The 14,702-nt window shown below is 59.0% G+C and carries 14 protein-coding genes; 7 read left to right on the top strand and 7 right to left on the bottom strand.

All coding sequences use genetic code 11. The features are described 5' to 3' along the window. Positions 1-423: 423 nt before the first annotated feature. Positions 424-627 carry a cold-shock protein gene (locus ACSOSP_RS12180; protein ID WP_031362205.1) on the top strand — a complete coding sequence of 68 codons (204 nt, stop codon included), beginning with the start codon at positions 424-426 and terminating at the stop codon, positions 625-627. Positions 628-886: 259 nt separating this feature from the next. Here ACSOSP_RS12180 and aqpZ read toward each other — a convergent pair whose 3' ends face one another. From aqpZ to ACSOSP_RS12155, 5 genes are all read right to left on the bottom strand, one after another. Then, entirely contained in the window at positions 887-1,627 is a 741-nt protein-coding gene (gene aqpZ / locus ACSOSP_RS12175) for an aquaporin Z (RefSeq protein WP_455306919.1), read from the bottom strand. A gap of 482 nt (positions 1,628-2,109) precedes the next feature. After that, complete coding sequence (locus tag ACSOSP_RS12170) at positions 2,110-2,517, bottom strand: RT0821/Lpp0805 family surface protein (RefSeq protein WP_455306917.1); 408 nt, start codon at positions 2,515-2,517, stop codon at positions 2,110-2,112. 45 nt (positions 2,518-2,562) lie between these two features. After that, positions 2,563-3,981: a DUF2252 domain-containing protein gene (locus tag ACSOSP_RS12165; protein WP_455306915.1), complete on the bottom strand. Its 1,419-nt coding sequence runs from the start codon at positions 3,979-3,981 to the stop codon at positions 2,563-2,565. A gap of 86 nt (positions 3,982-4,067) precedes the next feature. After that, positions 4,068-4,676 (bottom strand): hypothetical protein, encoded by a 609-nt coding sequence (locus ACSOSP_RS12160; RefSeq protein WP_455306913.1) that lies wholly within the window; start codon positions 4,674-4,676, stop codon positions 4,068-4,070. A gap of 75 nt (positions 4,677-4,751) precedes the next feature. Further along, on the bottom strand, positions 4,752-5,156 hold the full coding sequence (locus ACSOSP_RS12155; RefSeq protein ID WP_455306912.1) for a helix-turn-helix domain-containing protein: 405 nt from the start codon (positions 5,154-5,156) through the stop codon (positions 4,752-4,754). 726 nt (positions 5,157-5,882) lie between these two features. Between ACSOSP_RS12155 and ACSOSP_RS12150 the strand changes: the two genes are divergently transcribed. From ACSOSP_RS12150 to ACSOSP_RS12135, 4 genes are all read left to right on the top strand, one after another. Further along, positions 5,883-6,683: a hypothetical protein gene (locus ACSOSP_RS12150; RefSeq protein ID WP_455306910.1), complete on the top strand. Its 801-nt coding sequence runs from the start codon at positions 5,883-5,885 to the stop codon at positions 6,681-6,683. Between the two features lie 137 nt (positions 6,684-6,820). Then, the gene (locus tag ACSOSP_RS12145; RefSeq protein ID WP_455306908.1) at positions 6,821-7,273 is read left to right on the top strand and encodes a glycine zipper domain-containing protein; all 453 of its coding nucleotides are present in this window, start codon (positions 6,821-6,823) and stop codon (positions 7,271-7,273) included. Between the two features lie 33 nt (positions 7,274-7,306). Then, the gene (locus ACSOSP_RS12140; RefSeq protein WP_455306906.1) at positions 7,307-8,281 is read left to right on the top strand and encodes a SphA family protein; all 975 of its coding nucleotides are present in this window, start codon (positions 7,307-7,309) and stop codon (positions 8,279-8,281) included. A 9-nt stretch (positions 8,282-8,290) separates the two neighbouring features. Next, complete coding sequence (locus tag ACSOSP_RS12135; protein WP_455306904.1) at positions 8,291-9,109, top strand: DUF2092 domain-containing protein; 819 nt, start codon at positions 8,291-8,293, stop codon at positions 9,107-9,109. Between the two features lie 2 nt (positions 9,110-9,111). Here the strand turns inward: ACSOSP_RS12135 and ACSOSP_RS12130 are convergent, their stop codons facing one another. Then, positions 9,112-9,954, bottom strand: a complete 843-nt coding sequence (locus tag ACSOSP_RS12130) for a hypothetical protein (RefSeq protein WP_455306902.1) — start codon at positions 9,952-9,954, stop codon at positions 9,112-9,114. A gap of 43 nt (positions 9,955-9,997) precedes the next feature. Between ACSOSP_RS12130 and ACSOSP_RS12125 the strand changes: the two genes are divergently transcribed. Further along, positions 9,998-11,083, top strand: coding sequence for an IS630 family transposase (locus ACSOSP_RS12125; RefSeq protein WP_455306846.1), 1,086 nt, complete (start codon positions 9,998-10,000; stop codon positions 11,081-11,083). A 375-nt stretch (positions 11,084-11,458) separates the two neighbouring features. After that, the gene (locus ACSOSP_RS12120) at positions 11,459-11,857 is read left to right on the top strand and encodes a hypothetical protein (RefSeq protein ID WP_455306901.1); all 399 of its coding nucleotides are present in this window, start codon (positions 11,459-11,461) and stop codon (positions 11,855-11,857) included. Positions 11,858-12,079: 222 nt separating this feature from the next. On the opposite strand, the gene ACSOSP_RS12115 is transcribed toward ACSOSP_RS12120, so the two are convergent. Then, complete coding sequence (locus ACSOSP_RS12115; protein WP_455306899.1) at positions 12,080-14,662, bottom strand: fused MFS/spermidine synthase; 2,583 nt, start codon at positions 14,660-14,662, stop codon at positions 12,080-12,082. Positions 14,663-14,702: the final 40 nt, after the last annotated feature.

The raw sequence follows: 14,702 nt of genomic DNA, 5'->3' as shown, positions 1-14,702 counted from the left end.
TCCAAGCGCCGCTGTTGGAGGCGCTGCAAACGACGCTCGCGCCCGTCGCCGGCCAAATCGAACTGCATGCTGTGTCGGCGGTTCCGGACAGCGCCTCCGATACAAAAACGGTGCGACAAATGCCGGCGTCCGGCACTTTTTTCATTGATAGGCGCTCTCAGGACCATCAATGACGGCTGGAAACAGATTTTTTCCTTTGTCTTATCGAATCTTTTATTTATTATCTGAGCTTCCGGATTGTGGGCGCCATGCGTCTCCGGACTGCGCACGTGACGGTTTTTGGAGCTTTGTTTTGGAAACATCGGGCAGAATCCAATTGCAGACTGTCATTTTCGCGTGGTAAAAGGAGTCTGCAACGCTTGGCCGATTGACGGCCGGTGGCGCTACCAAACGGAATTACGTCTCTTCTAGGAAAATCAGCAAATGGCAACAGGTATTGTGAAGTGGTTTAATGATGCGAAGGGTTTTGGCTTCATCACGCCGGACGGCGGTGGCGATGACCTCTTTGCGCATTTCTCTGAGATCCGCTCGGAAGGCTTCAAGACACTCCAGGAAAATCAGAAAGTAAGCTACGAAGCGAAGCAAGGCCCGAAGGGTCTGCAAGCGTCGAACATCCAGCCGCTGTAATTCGTTACAGCACGGCTTGATTGCATGAACCGAATGGCCCGCTTAGGCGGGCCATTCGTTTTTTGCGGCATCAATGTCACGATACAAGAACAGGCAAGAACAGGCAAGAACAGGCGAGGACAGGCAAGGACAGGCAAGGACAGGCAAGGACAGGCAAGGACAGGCCGTGGGCGCCATGAGCGTCCGTTGTCAGGGGATCGCGTGACCGCCGCCCCATTAGCCCCGTCTCGGCCCCATTAACCCGTCCAGCAGCCCCGCCTCAAGGAGCGTCGATCGCCAAGGGTGCCGGGGCAATCGCCTCGACCTTCTCGGGAAAGAGCCGCGGATATAACGCCCCCGCAATGCATGCGCCAATGATGGGCGCGACCCAGAAAAGCCAGAGCTGACCCAACGCGGCGCCACCTGCGAACAGTGCCGGTCCGGTCGAACGTGCGGGATTGACTGAGGTATTCGTCACAGGGATGGATATCAGGTGAATCAGCGTCAGGCAAAGCCCGATGGCTAGCGGCGCGAAACCGGAGATGGCGCGACCGTCGGTTGTGCCGAGAATGACCATCAGGAAGAAAAACGTCATCACGACTTCGCAGATCAGGGCGGCTGTCATCGAATATCCGCCGGGTGAACGCGCACCGTATCCATTCGATGCAAATCCGCTAGTCACTGCGTCGAATCCGGGCACGCCGGACGCAATCAGGTAGAGTGCGAATGCTCCAAGGGTCGCGCCCACGACCTGCGCAACAATATAAGGTGCCAGGTCGCGGACAGGAAAACGGCCTGCAACAGCGAGTCCCACGCTAACGGCCGGATTCAGGTGGCAACCCGATATATGTCCGAGTGCATAAGCCATGGTCAGGACGGTTAATCCGAACGCGAGCGCGACGCCTGCAAATCCAATTCCGACACCGGGAAATTTGGCTGCGAGAACGGCACTGCCACAACCGCCAAGTACTAGCCAAAACGTGCCAAACATTTCCGCAGCAAGACGTTGTTGTAATCGCATGATGTGCCTTCCAAGATTGGTTAACGGTTTCAATACGAAGTGGCCAGGCGCGCTAAGTGACAATTGCGCTTCACGAAAAGCTTCGCTTTTTTATGGTCGATCCTGTTTGCGTTTCTGCTTCGAGTTATGTGTCTGGCCGGCGTTTGCCGCAAGACTCACCCGCGCGCCCGGCATTCATGCGTTGCGATAGATACGAACGGCTTGCGTGTGGAAATGCTTGATGCAGTGCATCTACAGCATCGCTGTTTGCGTGATCGAAGCACACCCGGGGTGAGGTCGTTCGGACACGAATTCAGTGTAGGTCAAAGTTCTTAAAAATCGATGTCATCCAGCTTGCATTGCGCTACGTGCTTCACGATTCAAAGCAGCGGATCGGTTGCGGACTAGGTGTGCGCATCAATAGCTCCGAACGCTCCGGCGGTTCGCGTCATGCGTGAAATTGCGGCGCCCCCAACCACCCGATGGTCTTGGGGCAACACGCTCTATTGTTTAAGCAGTTGCCATTTACTATCCGCGCCGCCGTCCTTGCAAGCAGTCGGCGCCCAGGTTTGCGTCTGACCTTTTGCCTTGGCGACGATAGCAATCGTCCGGCAACTCCGGTCACCCTCCTTTCGTGTGTCAAGCGGCGTGACGGTGCCCTCTACATGAACCGGATTGCCGGTGCCGTCGTTGTTCCAGTCAAGCGCTTCGCCGTCCTGTTTCGAGTTCAGCGCCTTTTGCGCGGCACGGTTGAGTTGCTGCAGATCACGCTCTTTCATATAACTAATCGGCGTGTTCATCAGGAACCCAAGGTTGGCCGCGTAGGAGCCCCCGGCATAGCTTAGGAACACGCTGCAAACCGCTAACTGAAGCCAGCCGGAACGGCGGTACGAGAATGATCGAACGCGCATAAAGCCTCCTTAAAGTACGGACTGCCACCGGACTTGCCCGGCCGCTCAAACATGAAAGTCCGCCGCCATATCCTCGTCGGTCCGGGCGACCAGCCGGCCGTTTCGGACAGCTTGTGAAAACAGGTCGAAATCGCGTTCGACCTGATCCGCATAGTCCTTCGAATAGGCGACCAGCGCGTCGGCGAATTGAGTGCCCTGGCCCAGATAGGCGCTCATCTCGATAGCCTTGCCGCTCGCTTTTGCATGAGCGCGCGCAAGTATCCAGCCGCACAACCGGGCGTAACCTTCCAGCAAGTCCATATCGAATAATTCGATGTTCGCCGAGAGCTTCATGTCCCGCAGTTGCCGGAAATAGAAATGGCGTCCCGATGGCCCGGTCGCCCAGCCAAGGAAGATATCGCTGGCGGCTTGCATCACGCGCTGGCCACGCACTACACGTTCGCCGGCGTGGTCCAGCCGATCGGCATCAAAATGCTGTTCGATCACAGATGCCCGTGCCTCCTTGATCTGCAGGAACATGGGTTTTCCCAGTTCATCCATCATCAACAGAACCAGGCAACGAGTCCCGACGCTGCCGACGCCCACTACCTTGAAGGCCAGGTCCTGCGCAGTGAAATGTTTGAGAAGCGCCCGGCGGTCGTGGCTCAGCGTTTTCACGTACTCCGGAAACATGCCCTTGATCAACGCTTGCCAGTTCCCGAGCTTGACCCAGTCATCGCCGGCTTCGAATAGCGTGTTGGTGCCGTGCACGTGGAACATCCCTGGCGGCATGTCGCGAAGGGTCCAGGTGCAGGCCTCGGCATCAAATTCCGCCACCTTCTCAAGCATGCTGTCGTGCGTGCGGCTCGCGGCTTTTTCCATGCCCTTGCGCAACGCGCGCCTGCGCTCCGGCGTCACGGCAATCTCGAGCATCCGGTCGAAAGTAACGCGCTCGTACCAAAGCTCCAGGGCGCTGTATTGTGCGTACTCCTGCATGCGCACCTGGTACTGCGTCACGAGCGATTGGACCAGACTCTCGCCGGTCAGGCGGCTTAAGCGCATGTGCCGCGCGGCCACCATGAAGCTTGCAGCCAGCCGCTTGATATCCCATTCCCACGGGCCGAGCGCGACTTCATCGAAATCGTTGAGGTCGAACACGAGCTGGCGTTCCGGCGTCGCGAATCCGCCAAAGTTCATCAGATGCGCGTCGCCGCAGATGGGCATCACCAGGCCCGTATTCGATATCTTGCCAAGGTCGTTGGCCTGCAGGATCGCGCTCCCCCTGAAGAACGTAAAAGGCGACGCCATCATCCGCCCGTATCTGAGCGGGATCAGCCGTTCTACACGGCCCTTGCTGTTTTGCTCGAGCAACTCGATCGGGTCGCGCTCGATCGTTCCAATCCGGGCGTGCGCGGAACGGGCCATGCGCTCGCGGTACGCTTTGCCCGCAGCCATACGCGACGCCGTCTTGTTTTCAGTCGCCATCTACGCTCCTTTATGTCTCGCACCGGGCACGCGACGTCTTGCGCGAGCGGCCGGTCCGAATCACGACTTCTGTTGCTGTCGGCTTCTTACTTTATTGGAGCGCCGTTGCGTGTCACCAGTACGGCAGTCGCTTCAATAAATTCGGCATGTACGCTGTCGCCGGTCTTTATTCCCTTTAACGAAACGTCGGGTCCCGCCTGCAGCGTTTCAGTTTTATTCGGGCCACGAATCGTGATGGTCCGCTTCGCCTGATCGATCTTCTGAACCGTCGCCAGCACGCGAACCCGACGTGCGGTCGCCGTCGCTCCGCCGGATGCGGGGATGGTCGCGGTCTCGTCGACCCGCTCGCGAATACCGTTCGACGCCACCTTGGTGGCGCGGATCAGCACGGCGTTCTCGTACTTGATATGGACGATATCGCCGATCTGCAACTTGCCGACGTCACCGACTTCCGGATTCACGGCAATATCAACGATTCGTCCGCTCTTCCCCTGCAACGCGACGCTATTGGACGCAGTGTCGATGCCGACCACACGTGCCTGGACTTCCGCGGTGGCGGCGCCTCCCACTCCGCCCGGAGCGGCGCCCGAGGCTGCATCTTGCGAAAACGCCGGCGCGGTAAACAGGGCGGAAACAACCATTGCTGCCTTGAGTGTGTTGATGCTGAAAATCCGCCATGGGTGTTTGCGAGTCATTATGGAATCCTCTCATTCGTTTCGATGTCGATGGTTACGGATGACGGCGAGCCGCCTGGGTGATGAAGCCTATGTTTACCTTCGCGACTTGGACAGCAAGTGGCCTAGTCCAAGATTGGTCGCGATCTGCCAGATGTACACGCGGGAGTAACGGACGCCGTATCGCGACTCAATCAGCGCCCGCAGCCGCGCGTTGGTCCACGCCTCGCTGTCGAAGCCATGATCCCTGGCCGAGCCCTGAAGCGCCGCGGATATCCACTCAAGCGCTCGCTGATCCAGTACGGAAGAACGTCCCCCCACGCCCAACTGTTTCAGCGCGTCCAGGCCGCCGGCGTCGATCAGCGCCTTGTAGCGCCTTACCGTCGCCATCGACAAATGAAGCTGCGCGGCAACGTCATCCACCGACGCACCGTCGAGCAGCATCTGTCCCGCCGTCATTCGGCGTACGACGCTGGGAAGGTTCTCGGGCTGAGAAAGCATCTGTGCACTCGTCCTTGTGTCATCAGGAATGCACGGCAGTCCGTCGCCGTTCGTTTTTCAACTCCGGCTCGCCAGGAACGGCCGAAATTCTGTTTTGAAACACTTCGGCACTGCGTTTCTATTTCTGAAAATATATGAATGTCCGCAAACATCGCAGGGTCAATAATTATTAAGTCAGTTAATTGCACTGTTCCCGATGCGGGTGGAATAGAGCCCCCGAAGCTGATTTCTTAACCAATATCTGTTTTCTCAGGATTTGGGGCCGATTGCATGTAAAATTTCCTGCTTGCAATTTAGTCAAATTTTGCCTAAGGCTCATTTGGATTAAGGCTGCTGTTACTAACGTTTGCTAACGTTATTTTGAAACGTATCGGGTGATTGAATTGGGCTCGGTCAGTTACAAAATAATATTGGCAAACGCTAAAACGTTTGCTAGCATCCGTAACAAATGTAATCCTGCTTATGCACCGCGCAAGGCAGACCCGCACGGGACACACGTGCCCTGTTATGTCTCTGAGAGGACTAACGTATGGCTATTTCTCGTTCCACGCAGTTCGTTTAACTCATATCGTCCTTCCGTCCATATCGCGGAAAACCGATTTATAGAATCATCGAAAGCCTTTTGCCGCTGAGCCGGCAAGGGTCGCGCTCGTGTGCCCGAAAAGCGTTATTTGATTAACGCCGAAGGGATTTCTGCGCCTTGTGAAATCAACGTTGAGAAAATTAATGAAGCACCGGCGGCTGTTCGTTCGAATATCGCTCTCAGGCTTGATTATTACGGCCTGGGGAAATCTGGCGTTCGCGCAAAGCGCCGCGGACGAGGCTAATAAAAGCAATAATCCGCTGAATTTGGCAGCTTCATTTAATATTCAAAATTACTACACGCCCAGTGTATTTGGTGCGAGTTCGCATACCAATGATCTATTGCTGCGCCCAACCATTCCAATCGGGCCAAACGCTCTGATCGGCGTGCCGCAGATCTTCCGCGCAACCGTGCCTGTCAGCACCCGTCCCGATCCCAGTGGCGGATACAACACGGGATTGGGCGATATCAACCTGTTCGATATTTTCCTGCTCTCCCAGGAGGGCATGCAGATTGGTGTCGGACCGCTGATCACCATGCCGAGCGCTACCGACCCAAGCCTCGGGACAGGTAAGTGGCAAGCCGGTCTTGCGGCAGTCGCGGTCAGTGCGACGAAGGAGCGGCTGTTGGGCGCGCTGGTCCAGTGGCAACACTCGTTTGCCGGGCAGGATAGCCGCCCGGCCGTGCAGTCGCTGACCGCCCAGCCTTTCGGCATTTTCAACTTGCCCGGGGGATGGTATGTGCGCTCGACCGGCACCTGGACCTTCGACCTGCAGCAAGGAAGCTATTACATCCCAGTCGGACTGGGCGGCGGCAAGGCATGGAAAAGCGGCTCAACCATCTACAACGCGTATATAGAGCCGCAGTACTCGGTGGCTCATTCAGGGCGGGGCGTTCCGCAATTCACGATCTTTGCAGGTTTGAATATGACCTTCGGCAAATAACGGACGGCGCTTCCATGAAACGCCGGTGTTGAATGGAACGTGGCAACTTGTGAAACAAAGAAAGCCGGAGCGGGTTGACATCGGATCGGGTGGAGTTAGTGAAAAGGTAAGTTTTACTAATCGATATTGAGGTTGGTATGAAAACAATTTTCTTGACAGCGGCACTTGCCATGGCAAGCAGCGCTGCGTTTGCGGCCAAACCCGCGGTGTATCCGGCGCATGGGCAAAGCCCGAGCAAGCAATCGCAGGACGACGGCGCCTGCTACGCCTGGGCCAAGCAAAACACGGGCATCGATCCGGCGGTCGTCGCGGGCACTCCGCCACCGCCGCAGGGACCTACGGGCGCGCGGGTGGGCGGGGCGGCCCGCGGCGCGGCGGCCGGTGCGCTCATTGGCGACGTGAACCACAACGATCCGGGACACGGTGCGGCGGTCGGCGCAACGGCCGGGGCAGTAGCGGGCGGTGTACGTAGCCGTCGGCAGCACGCGGCCCAGGCACAGAACGCACAAGCGAACCAGCAAGCCGAGATGAACACGTATTGGCGTGCCTACGGCGCATGCATGCAAGGGCGTGGTTACACCGTCCAGTAGTTGATTGCGAAAACATTTAGCGAGGGAATCAGGATGGACACGTACAACAAGCGGGCAGGTGCGCGCAAAAGCTGGCAACGGGAGCTGACCGCGTTCGCGTTCGCCACTGTTGTGCTCGGCATTCCAACTGCCGGCCGCGCGACTGAAAGTGGTCTTGGCCGCCCGATAACAGGCATGCAGATCGCGCCTTACATGGGGATTGTGCCGCCCACTTCGGACTGGATCTTTTCTGTTTCGACGATCTATTACGAAGGATCGCTCGGCAAAACCAAGACGATTCCAATCGCCGGGACGGTGTCTGCCGGCCTCAACTATCACATCGAGTACACCATCCTGAATGCCGTAAAGACATGGGGCATCACCGCTGGCGGATGGAATTTCGCGTCGTCGTTTGGCGTGCCGTTTCAATACACGTCGATCTCCTCGTTCAACGGCCGGCTGCCCAACGACAGCGGCACTCAGTTCACCGACATCTTCTTCACGCCCGTGGTGGCCGGCTATCACCTGACGAAGACTGACCATATTGCACTGAGCGTCCAGATGTATGCGCCCACCGGTGCATATAACGTGAACCGCCTGGCAAACCCGGGGCTGAACACGTGGACGTTCATCCCGACCGTTGCGTACACGAAACTTCTGCCCGAGCACAACATCGAGCTGTCAGCGAACTACGGCGTTGAGTTCTATACGGCCAACAACGAGACGCACTATCACAACGCACCGCTCAGCGTGCTCGACCTGCTCGCGCTCAAGCGCTTCACCGGAGGATGGGGTGTTGGTGTGGTCGGCGGCTGGATTCAGCAGCTCGGCGAAGACACCGGCGGCCTTGCCGAGTTAACCGGCGGCACCGCCGGCCACGCTCTCGGGATCGGCCCGATGGCGACCTGGTCGGGGAAGCTGAGCAGCACACCTGTGTCGGCATCGTTGCGATGGGTCAATGAATTTGCAGCGCGTGATCGCCCGAAGGGAAACGCGGTCGAACTTTCAATCAGCGCCACTTTTCAATAAGGGGGCGACGTGCAACGACACTTTCATCGACTAATACGCGGTGTGCTTATCGCGTTGGGCATCAGCGTGGTCAATGCATTCGCGCAAACAAGCCCCAAGCCTGCGAGCGCTGCAGGAGGCACACCGGCGGCCGTCGCGCAACCCGAACGCCAGAAGCAGGCTATCGATGCGTTGTTGTCCATGGGACGCTATTTGCGCTCGCTGAGCCGCTTCGAAGTGAGCGCAACATCTGCGACCGATGCCGTTCTCGACAGCGGACAGACCGTCGCGTTTCTTCATGAAACAGATTTGAAGGTGGAGCGGCCGAATCGCATGCGAGCGGACATCGCCGGAAACCGTGGTTCGAAAGGGCTGATCTACGACGGCAGGACATTCACCATCTTCAATACGTCGGCGGGTTACTACTCAAAGAACCCCGCACCGGCCACGATCGATCTGCTGGTCCGGGAGTTATCGACGACATACAACATCGATACCCCCCTTGCGGATTTGTTTTACTGGGGCAACGGCAAGGTGGATGACGTCACGTTGACGTCCGCGCTTTTCATCGGACTGGAGCGCGTGGACACGCGCTGGTGCAATCACTACGCGTATCAGCAGAAAGGCGCTGACTGGGAGCTCTGGATCCAGAGCGGAACACGGCAGTTGCCGTGTCGCATGGAGATCATCGATACAACTCAGGACTCGCGTCCACGACACGTCGTGACCTATCACTGGACACTCAATCCGGAGTTTTCCGCGTCGACCTTTACTTTCCGGCCTGCGGCGAATGCGAAAGCCATCGAGCTGAAGCCTGCTACGCGTACGCCGTACGAGGAGAGCGAATGATGTCACGCACAAAACAACTTGCGGCCGCCGGTATTGCCGGGGTCTTTCTTGCGACGTCGTTGAGTGTCCACGCGTTTGGTTTCCGCGGAGGCGCGCGCACGAGTGTTCACGCGCCGCCAGGGGGCGGTTTTCATGGCGGTGGAGGGGGGGGCGGCGGTGGCGGTTTCCACCCCGGCGGTCCAGGCGGTGGCCAACAGATGGGGGCGCATCCGGGCGGTGGCGTGGGCCAAAGCAGCAACGGAGGCGGCGGAGGTCATAGCGGCGGCGGCGGTGGACACAGCGGTGGTGGCAGCAACGGCGGTGGACACAGCGGTGGTGGCAGCAACGGTGGCGGCGATCACAACGGTGGTGGTAGCAACGGCGGAGGCGGTCACAACGGCGGCGGTGGGGACGACCACCACGACGATGGCCACCACGATGACGGCCATCACGACGACGACCATCACGACGACGACCATCACGACGACGGCCATCACGACGACGGCCATCACGACGACGACCATCACGATGACGATCATCACCACCACGATGACTACTATCACGATGACGGCTGGTATGCGAACCCGGTGGCAGTCGGCGTCGCAGTTGGCGTGACGACGGCGGTGGTGGTTGGCGCGACGGTTGCATCGTTGCCGCCGAGCTGCTCGAGCATCGTCGTGAACGGCATTGCATACCAGCATTGCGGGCCGAACTGGTATCAGCCGCAATACGTTGGAACTCAGGTTCAGTACATCGTTGTTACGGCGCCCAGATGACGTGCGTCGATAGCTCAGCCGGTACGTTCGGTCGTTGATGCCGGTTGGGCTAGTGTCCTGAGTTGGAAGTTCATGGAATTTATTGATCATTGCGTTGTCCGTCGTATAGTTGGTTCGATACGGCGGAGGCGCGATGAGAGGTCGACCGAAAGCGGAGTTGGTGTTGAGTGAATCGGAACGTGAGCAGTTGCAGGCCTGGTCGCGTCGGCGCAAGACAGCTCAGGCGCTCGCCTTGCGCTCGCGCATCGTTCTGAGTTGCGCCAGTGGCACCACCAACAGAGTCGTAGCCGAGGTGCTTGGCGTGACACCGCAGACGGTAACGAAATGGCGTGCGCGCTTTCTCAACCAGCGACTTGATGGGCTGCTCGATGCACCCCGACCCGGTGCGCCACGCACCATTGATGATGCTCGGGTCGATGCACTCATTGCCAAGACACTGGAAGAACAACCGACCAAAGCGACACATTGGAGCACGCGCACCATGGCGCGTGAAAGTGGTCTGTCGCAGACGGCGGTGAGTCGGATCTGGCGTGCGTTTGGCCTGCAGCCTCATCGTCAGGAAACCTTCAAACTGTCGACTGATCCGCAGTTCGTTGCCAAGACGCGTGACATCGTCGGTTTGTATCTCGATCCGCCGACCAAGGCCATGGTGTTGTGTGTGGACGAGAAGAGCCAGATTCAAGCACTGGACCGGACTCAACCGATTCTGCCGTTGGCCCCCGGCATAGCCGAGCGCCGTACGCACGATTACGAACGCCATGGCACCACGACGCTGTTCGCGGCCCTGGATATAGCTACGGGAGAAGTCATCGGCCAATTGCATCGGCGTCATCGCGGCACTGAGTTCCTGAAGTTCCTGCGTACGATCGAAGCCAACGTTCCCCCTCAATTGGACGTGCATCTGGTGATGGACAACTACGGGACTCACAAGACACCGACCGTGCGCGCCTGGTTCGCTCGTCATCCGCGTTTTCATATCCATTTCACTCCAACATCGGCTTCTTGGCTTAATCAAGTGGAGCGCTGGTTTGCCACGTTGACTGAAAAACAAATCCGGCGTGGCACCCATCGTTCAACACGCCAGTTGGAAGACGCGATTCGCCACTATCTCGACATCTACAACGCTGAGCCGCAGCCCTTCATGTGGACAAAATCTGCTGACGACATCATGGCAAGCATCGAACGATTTTGTCTGCGAATCTCTAACTCAGGACACTAGCCTCTTTCAAGGCAGACATCTTGAGCGGCGGGAAGGGTCATTCCTGATCATGCGTAGTGCGAATTTTTACATCGTCAATACGCTGACCAGTTCGATCAAGCCTAATCGCAGGACGCTTGCACGACGGGTGCTTTTCGAATTGGCGATATTGGCAATAGCAGGGGGATATCGCTAGAAATACGCGGTTGAACCCAATCGCCCCTGACAGCTCTTTGAATTTCTCCGCAGCAAAAGCGGGTTGAAACAAGATGGCGTGATCGCGGACCAGGAGACACGCGTCGATTTCTTACCTCAATCGCACGGGCCGGACCGGAACGCAATTTTCGTTCGGGCCGGTGGTGCGTCACGATGAATGTTGTTCAACCGGAGACTTGTATGGACCCGAATCCGTTGCCCCTTGTCATCCGAGCACTTGAACGGGCCGCGCTGCAAAGTACGGTATTACCGTACAAACGTTTTCATGTCCTGTTTGAGCGCACGGTTCCTCTGACCCGGCGATATGAGGTACTCGATGCCGCTCTGCGGGAACTCAACGATGGGCCTGATATCGACTATGGTGTGCTGCTTGCATGCGACAACGGCCTGCCCGGGCCGGATTTTTTCCGGCGCTACCAGAAGTATCGGTGGGACAAGTACGTTGCTGCGATGGGCGACCCCCGGTTCAAGAGCGCGACCTTGAAAGGCAAGCGCGAACTGGTTGCGGCCGAGCGTGCGAACGTCCATTTGCATGCATTGCGCGCGCGTCATCAGGAGCGTGACCGGGAGTGCGCATGACCAGCATCCATTCGATGCATTCGTGAGGAAGCCGATCACTTCTCCCCCGGCGTGTTGTATTGGAGCATCAGGGCGCGTAACTGCGATCCCATAAGAGCGAAGGTGAGCGGGCTCGCACAGTAGTTCTCGCGGCCGGGGCGAGCGCAAGCGCGCCGCCCCGGCTGACACCTGCATGCGGAGGTGTTCAGGGTCTGCGTCATTGCGGAAACCCTTGCAATCAAGCTAACCACCCGCACCAACAAACCATCGGTAGTACGGATTGTTTTCATCGTCGCGCATGACCCGGCGGATATTCACCTGCCACGCATCGCGATCGCCGCGATAAGCTGCCAGCCCCGCATCGTAGAAGGCCTGCAATGCGCCGCGTTCAGTTTGCATGGCTTCGAGGAAAGCGTTGTCCGCTCCTCGTAGCAGGGGCTCGCTGCGCAAGGCCAGCAACTGGGTCAATACTTTGGGGAAGTCGGCACTGCGTACCCAGGCAGCGTATTCAATCCCCGGCCGGTTGTCAGTCACCGGTTGCGCATCGGCGGCGTAGTACTCGAGGCCGGCGCGATCCGTTATCCATGTGGCAAGCAACGCGGCGGGGGACGCAATCCCCACCTCGCGCAGCGCTGCAGCAACACCCGGTTGTGCGAAGCGTTGGCTAATGCGCGGCACGTCGAGTTCGATCGGTTCCATTGAACCGACCAGCATCATTTCGTGAAGTTCGGTGGTCCACATCGTCGCGTAGGGAAACACTTGTACGAAGCTCTTGATCAACGCACGCGTGTCCTCCTCGTTTTGCGTGGGCAGGGGCAACCATTGTGCGACGAGGCCACCCGCTTGCAGACGCGACGCCGCCAGCCGATAAAAATCCGACGAGTACAAGTTGACGACACCCGAAGCAGAAGGCGGCGGCGGTTCCAGCGTGATCAGGTCGTAGCGCTGCGGGTTGCGCAGCAGTTCGAGCCGCCCGTCGTGCAACCGGATCTCCATGCGCGGGTCCGTGCTCACGCCAAAGTTACCCTTGAATTGCGGTACCGCCCGCACGACAGCCGGAAGCAATTCGGCAACAACGCGATGTTCGAGGCCGGGATAAGGCAGCAACGCCCCTCCTGTGATGCCGGTCCCCAAGCCGATCACGAGCGCCGAACGTGGCGTGTCGCGATGAATGATCAGCGGCAGCATGGCTTGCAGGCGCATGTAGCGCAGCGACGTCATGGCGTCGCCGGAATTGGAGACGCCCTGAATGTATAGGCGCCTAAAGCGATTCTCGCCGGACCTTTGCGTAACGACCGCAACGGTCCCCCCTTCGCTTTCCGCATAGAAGGTCAGGTCGCCGCCGCGGGCTTGGGTGAGCATGGTGGCGAGCCGGTCCGATGGCGTGAATACGGTGGCGCATAGTGCGCATGCGGCAAGGGCAAGCACGCTCCCGCGCGCGAATAGTCGGGTGCCGGAACCGCGAAAGACAGCGATTAGTCCCACTACGCTCGCCGCCAGGGCCAGTGCCGCAAGCGCATGAACGATGCCCAGCTTCGGCACCAGGACGAAGCCGGCGAGCATCGTGCCGACTATGCCACCCGCTGTGTTCATCGCGATGACGATGCCGACGTCGCGTCCTACGCGGCTGCTGTTCACGCAAAGGCGCATTGCGAAAGGGAACGCGGCGCCCAGCAGCAGGGTCGGCACGAAGACGATACACAGACCTGCAAGCGCGAAGCGCGCGCACATGGAGGCGAACATGTTGCCCGTTGCAGCGAAGGCCGCGCTGGCTACCTGTGCCTGTCCTTGTAACAACCAGTCGCCGAGGAAGGTAATCTCCAGCATTGCGACCAGACCAGCCGCTGCTATTAGCAGCGCGAACGTTCCCCACGGATCACGTGCACGGTCGACATGACGCGACACCAGGGCGCTGCCGAGCACGAGACCGCACAAGTAGGTGGCCAGCACGATGGAGAAGGCGAAGCTGCGGGTGCTGATGAACTGGACGATGGCTTGTGACCACACGACCTCGTATCCCAGTGCGATGCCGCCAGCCAGCGCATATAGCACGATGGCGAGCCGGGCGCGACCCGCAGTTGCGGGAGGAGGAGAGGCTGCAACCAGAACTGGCGCATGCACGCGACGGCCGAGAATCAACGCGACTAACGCAGCAGCGACATTCAGCGCAGCGGCTGCAAGGGCACTCCCCAACACGCCGAGCGCAGGAATCAGGACGAACGGGACGACCAACGTTCCGGCGATTGCGCCCGCTGTATTGGCGGCATACAAGCGACCGCCTGCACGGCCGATATGCATGGCTGACGGCGCCACTGCCCGCATCAGGACCGGCAGTGTACCGCCCATCAGGACAGCGGGAACGCCGACAAGCGCAAAGGGCAGTAGCCAGGCCAGCGGGCCGACATGATCTTGCAGTGCCGCGAACGGCTGCGCTGAGTGTGCGAGGCCGAGCGTTGCGCCAACGGCCAGTATCGACACCCCGATTTCCAGGCTTGCATAGACGCGCAGCGGATAGTGCTGGCGATCGGCGAGCCGGCCGAACACCCATCCGCCCAACGCGAGACCCGCAAAAAAGGCGCTGACGCCGGTGGTCACCGCCAGTACCTCGGCACCGACCACGAGTGTGAGTTGCTTGATCCAGAGGACCTGATAGATCAGCGATGCCGCGCCGGATACAAACAGAAGCAGTGCGGCCCAAGCGGCGTGCAAGCCCGGGACATCGGCCGTGACCGCTTGCGTGCGCTCGCGCGTGGGGATCTCACGTTGCGCGCGCTCGCGTTTGTCGCGATGCGTTGCTTTGGCACGGGCAGCGAGCGTCTGGGTCATTGGCTTCTTCATAAAAGGAGCCGCGTCCTCCGGTTGTAAA

It is taken from the genome of Caballeronia sp. KNU42 (assembly GCF_053760385.1).
This window is presented reverse-complemented; position numbering and strand designations above follow the sequence as displayed.

What these genes read in the sequence shown, in the direction of transcription:
- ACSOSP_RS12155 (WP_455306912.1), bottom strand. Translation starts at nt 5,156, where the DNA reads ATGCTTTCTCAGCCCGAGAACCTTCCCAGCGTCGTACGCCGAATGACG.
- ACSOSP_RS12160 (WP_455306913.1), bottom strand. Translation starts at nt 4,676, where the DNA reads ATGACTCGCAAACACCCATGGCGGATTTTCAGCATCAACACACTCAAG.
- ACSOSP_RS12145 (WP_455306908.1), top strand. Translation starts at nt 6,821, where the DNA reads ATGAAAACAATTTTCTTGACAGCGGCACTTGCCATGGCAAGCAGCGCT.
- ACSOSP_RS12150 (WP_455306910.1), top strand. Translation starts at nt 5,883, where the DNA reads ATGAAGCACCGGCGGCTGTTCGTTCGAATATCGCTCTCAGGCTTGATT.
- ACSOSP_RS12180 (WP_031362205.1), top strand. Translation starts at nt 424, where the DNA reads ATGGCAACAGGTATTGTGAAGTGGTTTAATGATGCGAAGGGTTTTGGC.
- ACSOSP_RS12120 (WP_455306901.1), top strand. Translation starts at nt 11,459, where the DNA reads ATGGACCCGAATCCGTTGCCCCTTGTCATCCGAGCACTTGAACGGGCC.
- ACSOSP_RS12140 (WP_455306906.1), top strand. Translation starts at nt 7,307, where the DNA reads ATGGACACGTACAACAAGCGGGCAGGTGCGCGCAAAAGCTGGCAACGG.
- ACSOSP_RS12125 (WP_455306846.1), top strand. Translation starts at nt 9,998, where the DNA reads ATGAGAGGTCGACCGAAAGCGGAGTTGGTGTTGAGTGAATCGGAACGT.
- ACSOSP_RS12170 (WP_455306917.1), bottom strand. Translation starts at nt 2,517, where the DNA reads ATGCGCGTTCGATCATTCTCGTACCGCCGTTCCGGCTGGCTTCAGTTA.
- ACSOSP_RS12130 (WP_455306902.1), bottom strand. Translation starts at nt 9,954, where the DNA reads ATGATCAATAAATTCCATGAACTTCCAACTCAGGACACTAGCCCAACC.
- ACSOSP_RS12165 (WP_455306915.1), bottom strand. Translation starts at nt 3,981, where the DNA reads ATGGCGACTGAAAACAAGACGGCGTCGCGTATGGCTGCGGGCAAAGCG.
- ACSOSP_RS12115 (WP_455306899.1), bottom strand. Translation starts at nt 14,662, where the DNA reads ATGACCCAGACGCTCGCTGCCCGTGCCAAAGCAACGCATCGCGACAAA.
- aqpZ (WP_455306919.1), bottom strand. Translation starts at nt 1,627, where the DNA reads ATGCGATTACAACAACGTCTTGCTGCGGAAATGTTTGGCACGTTTTGG.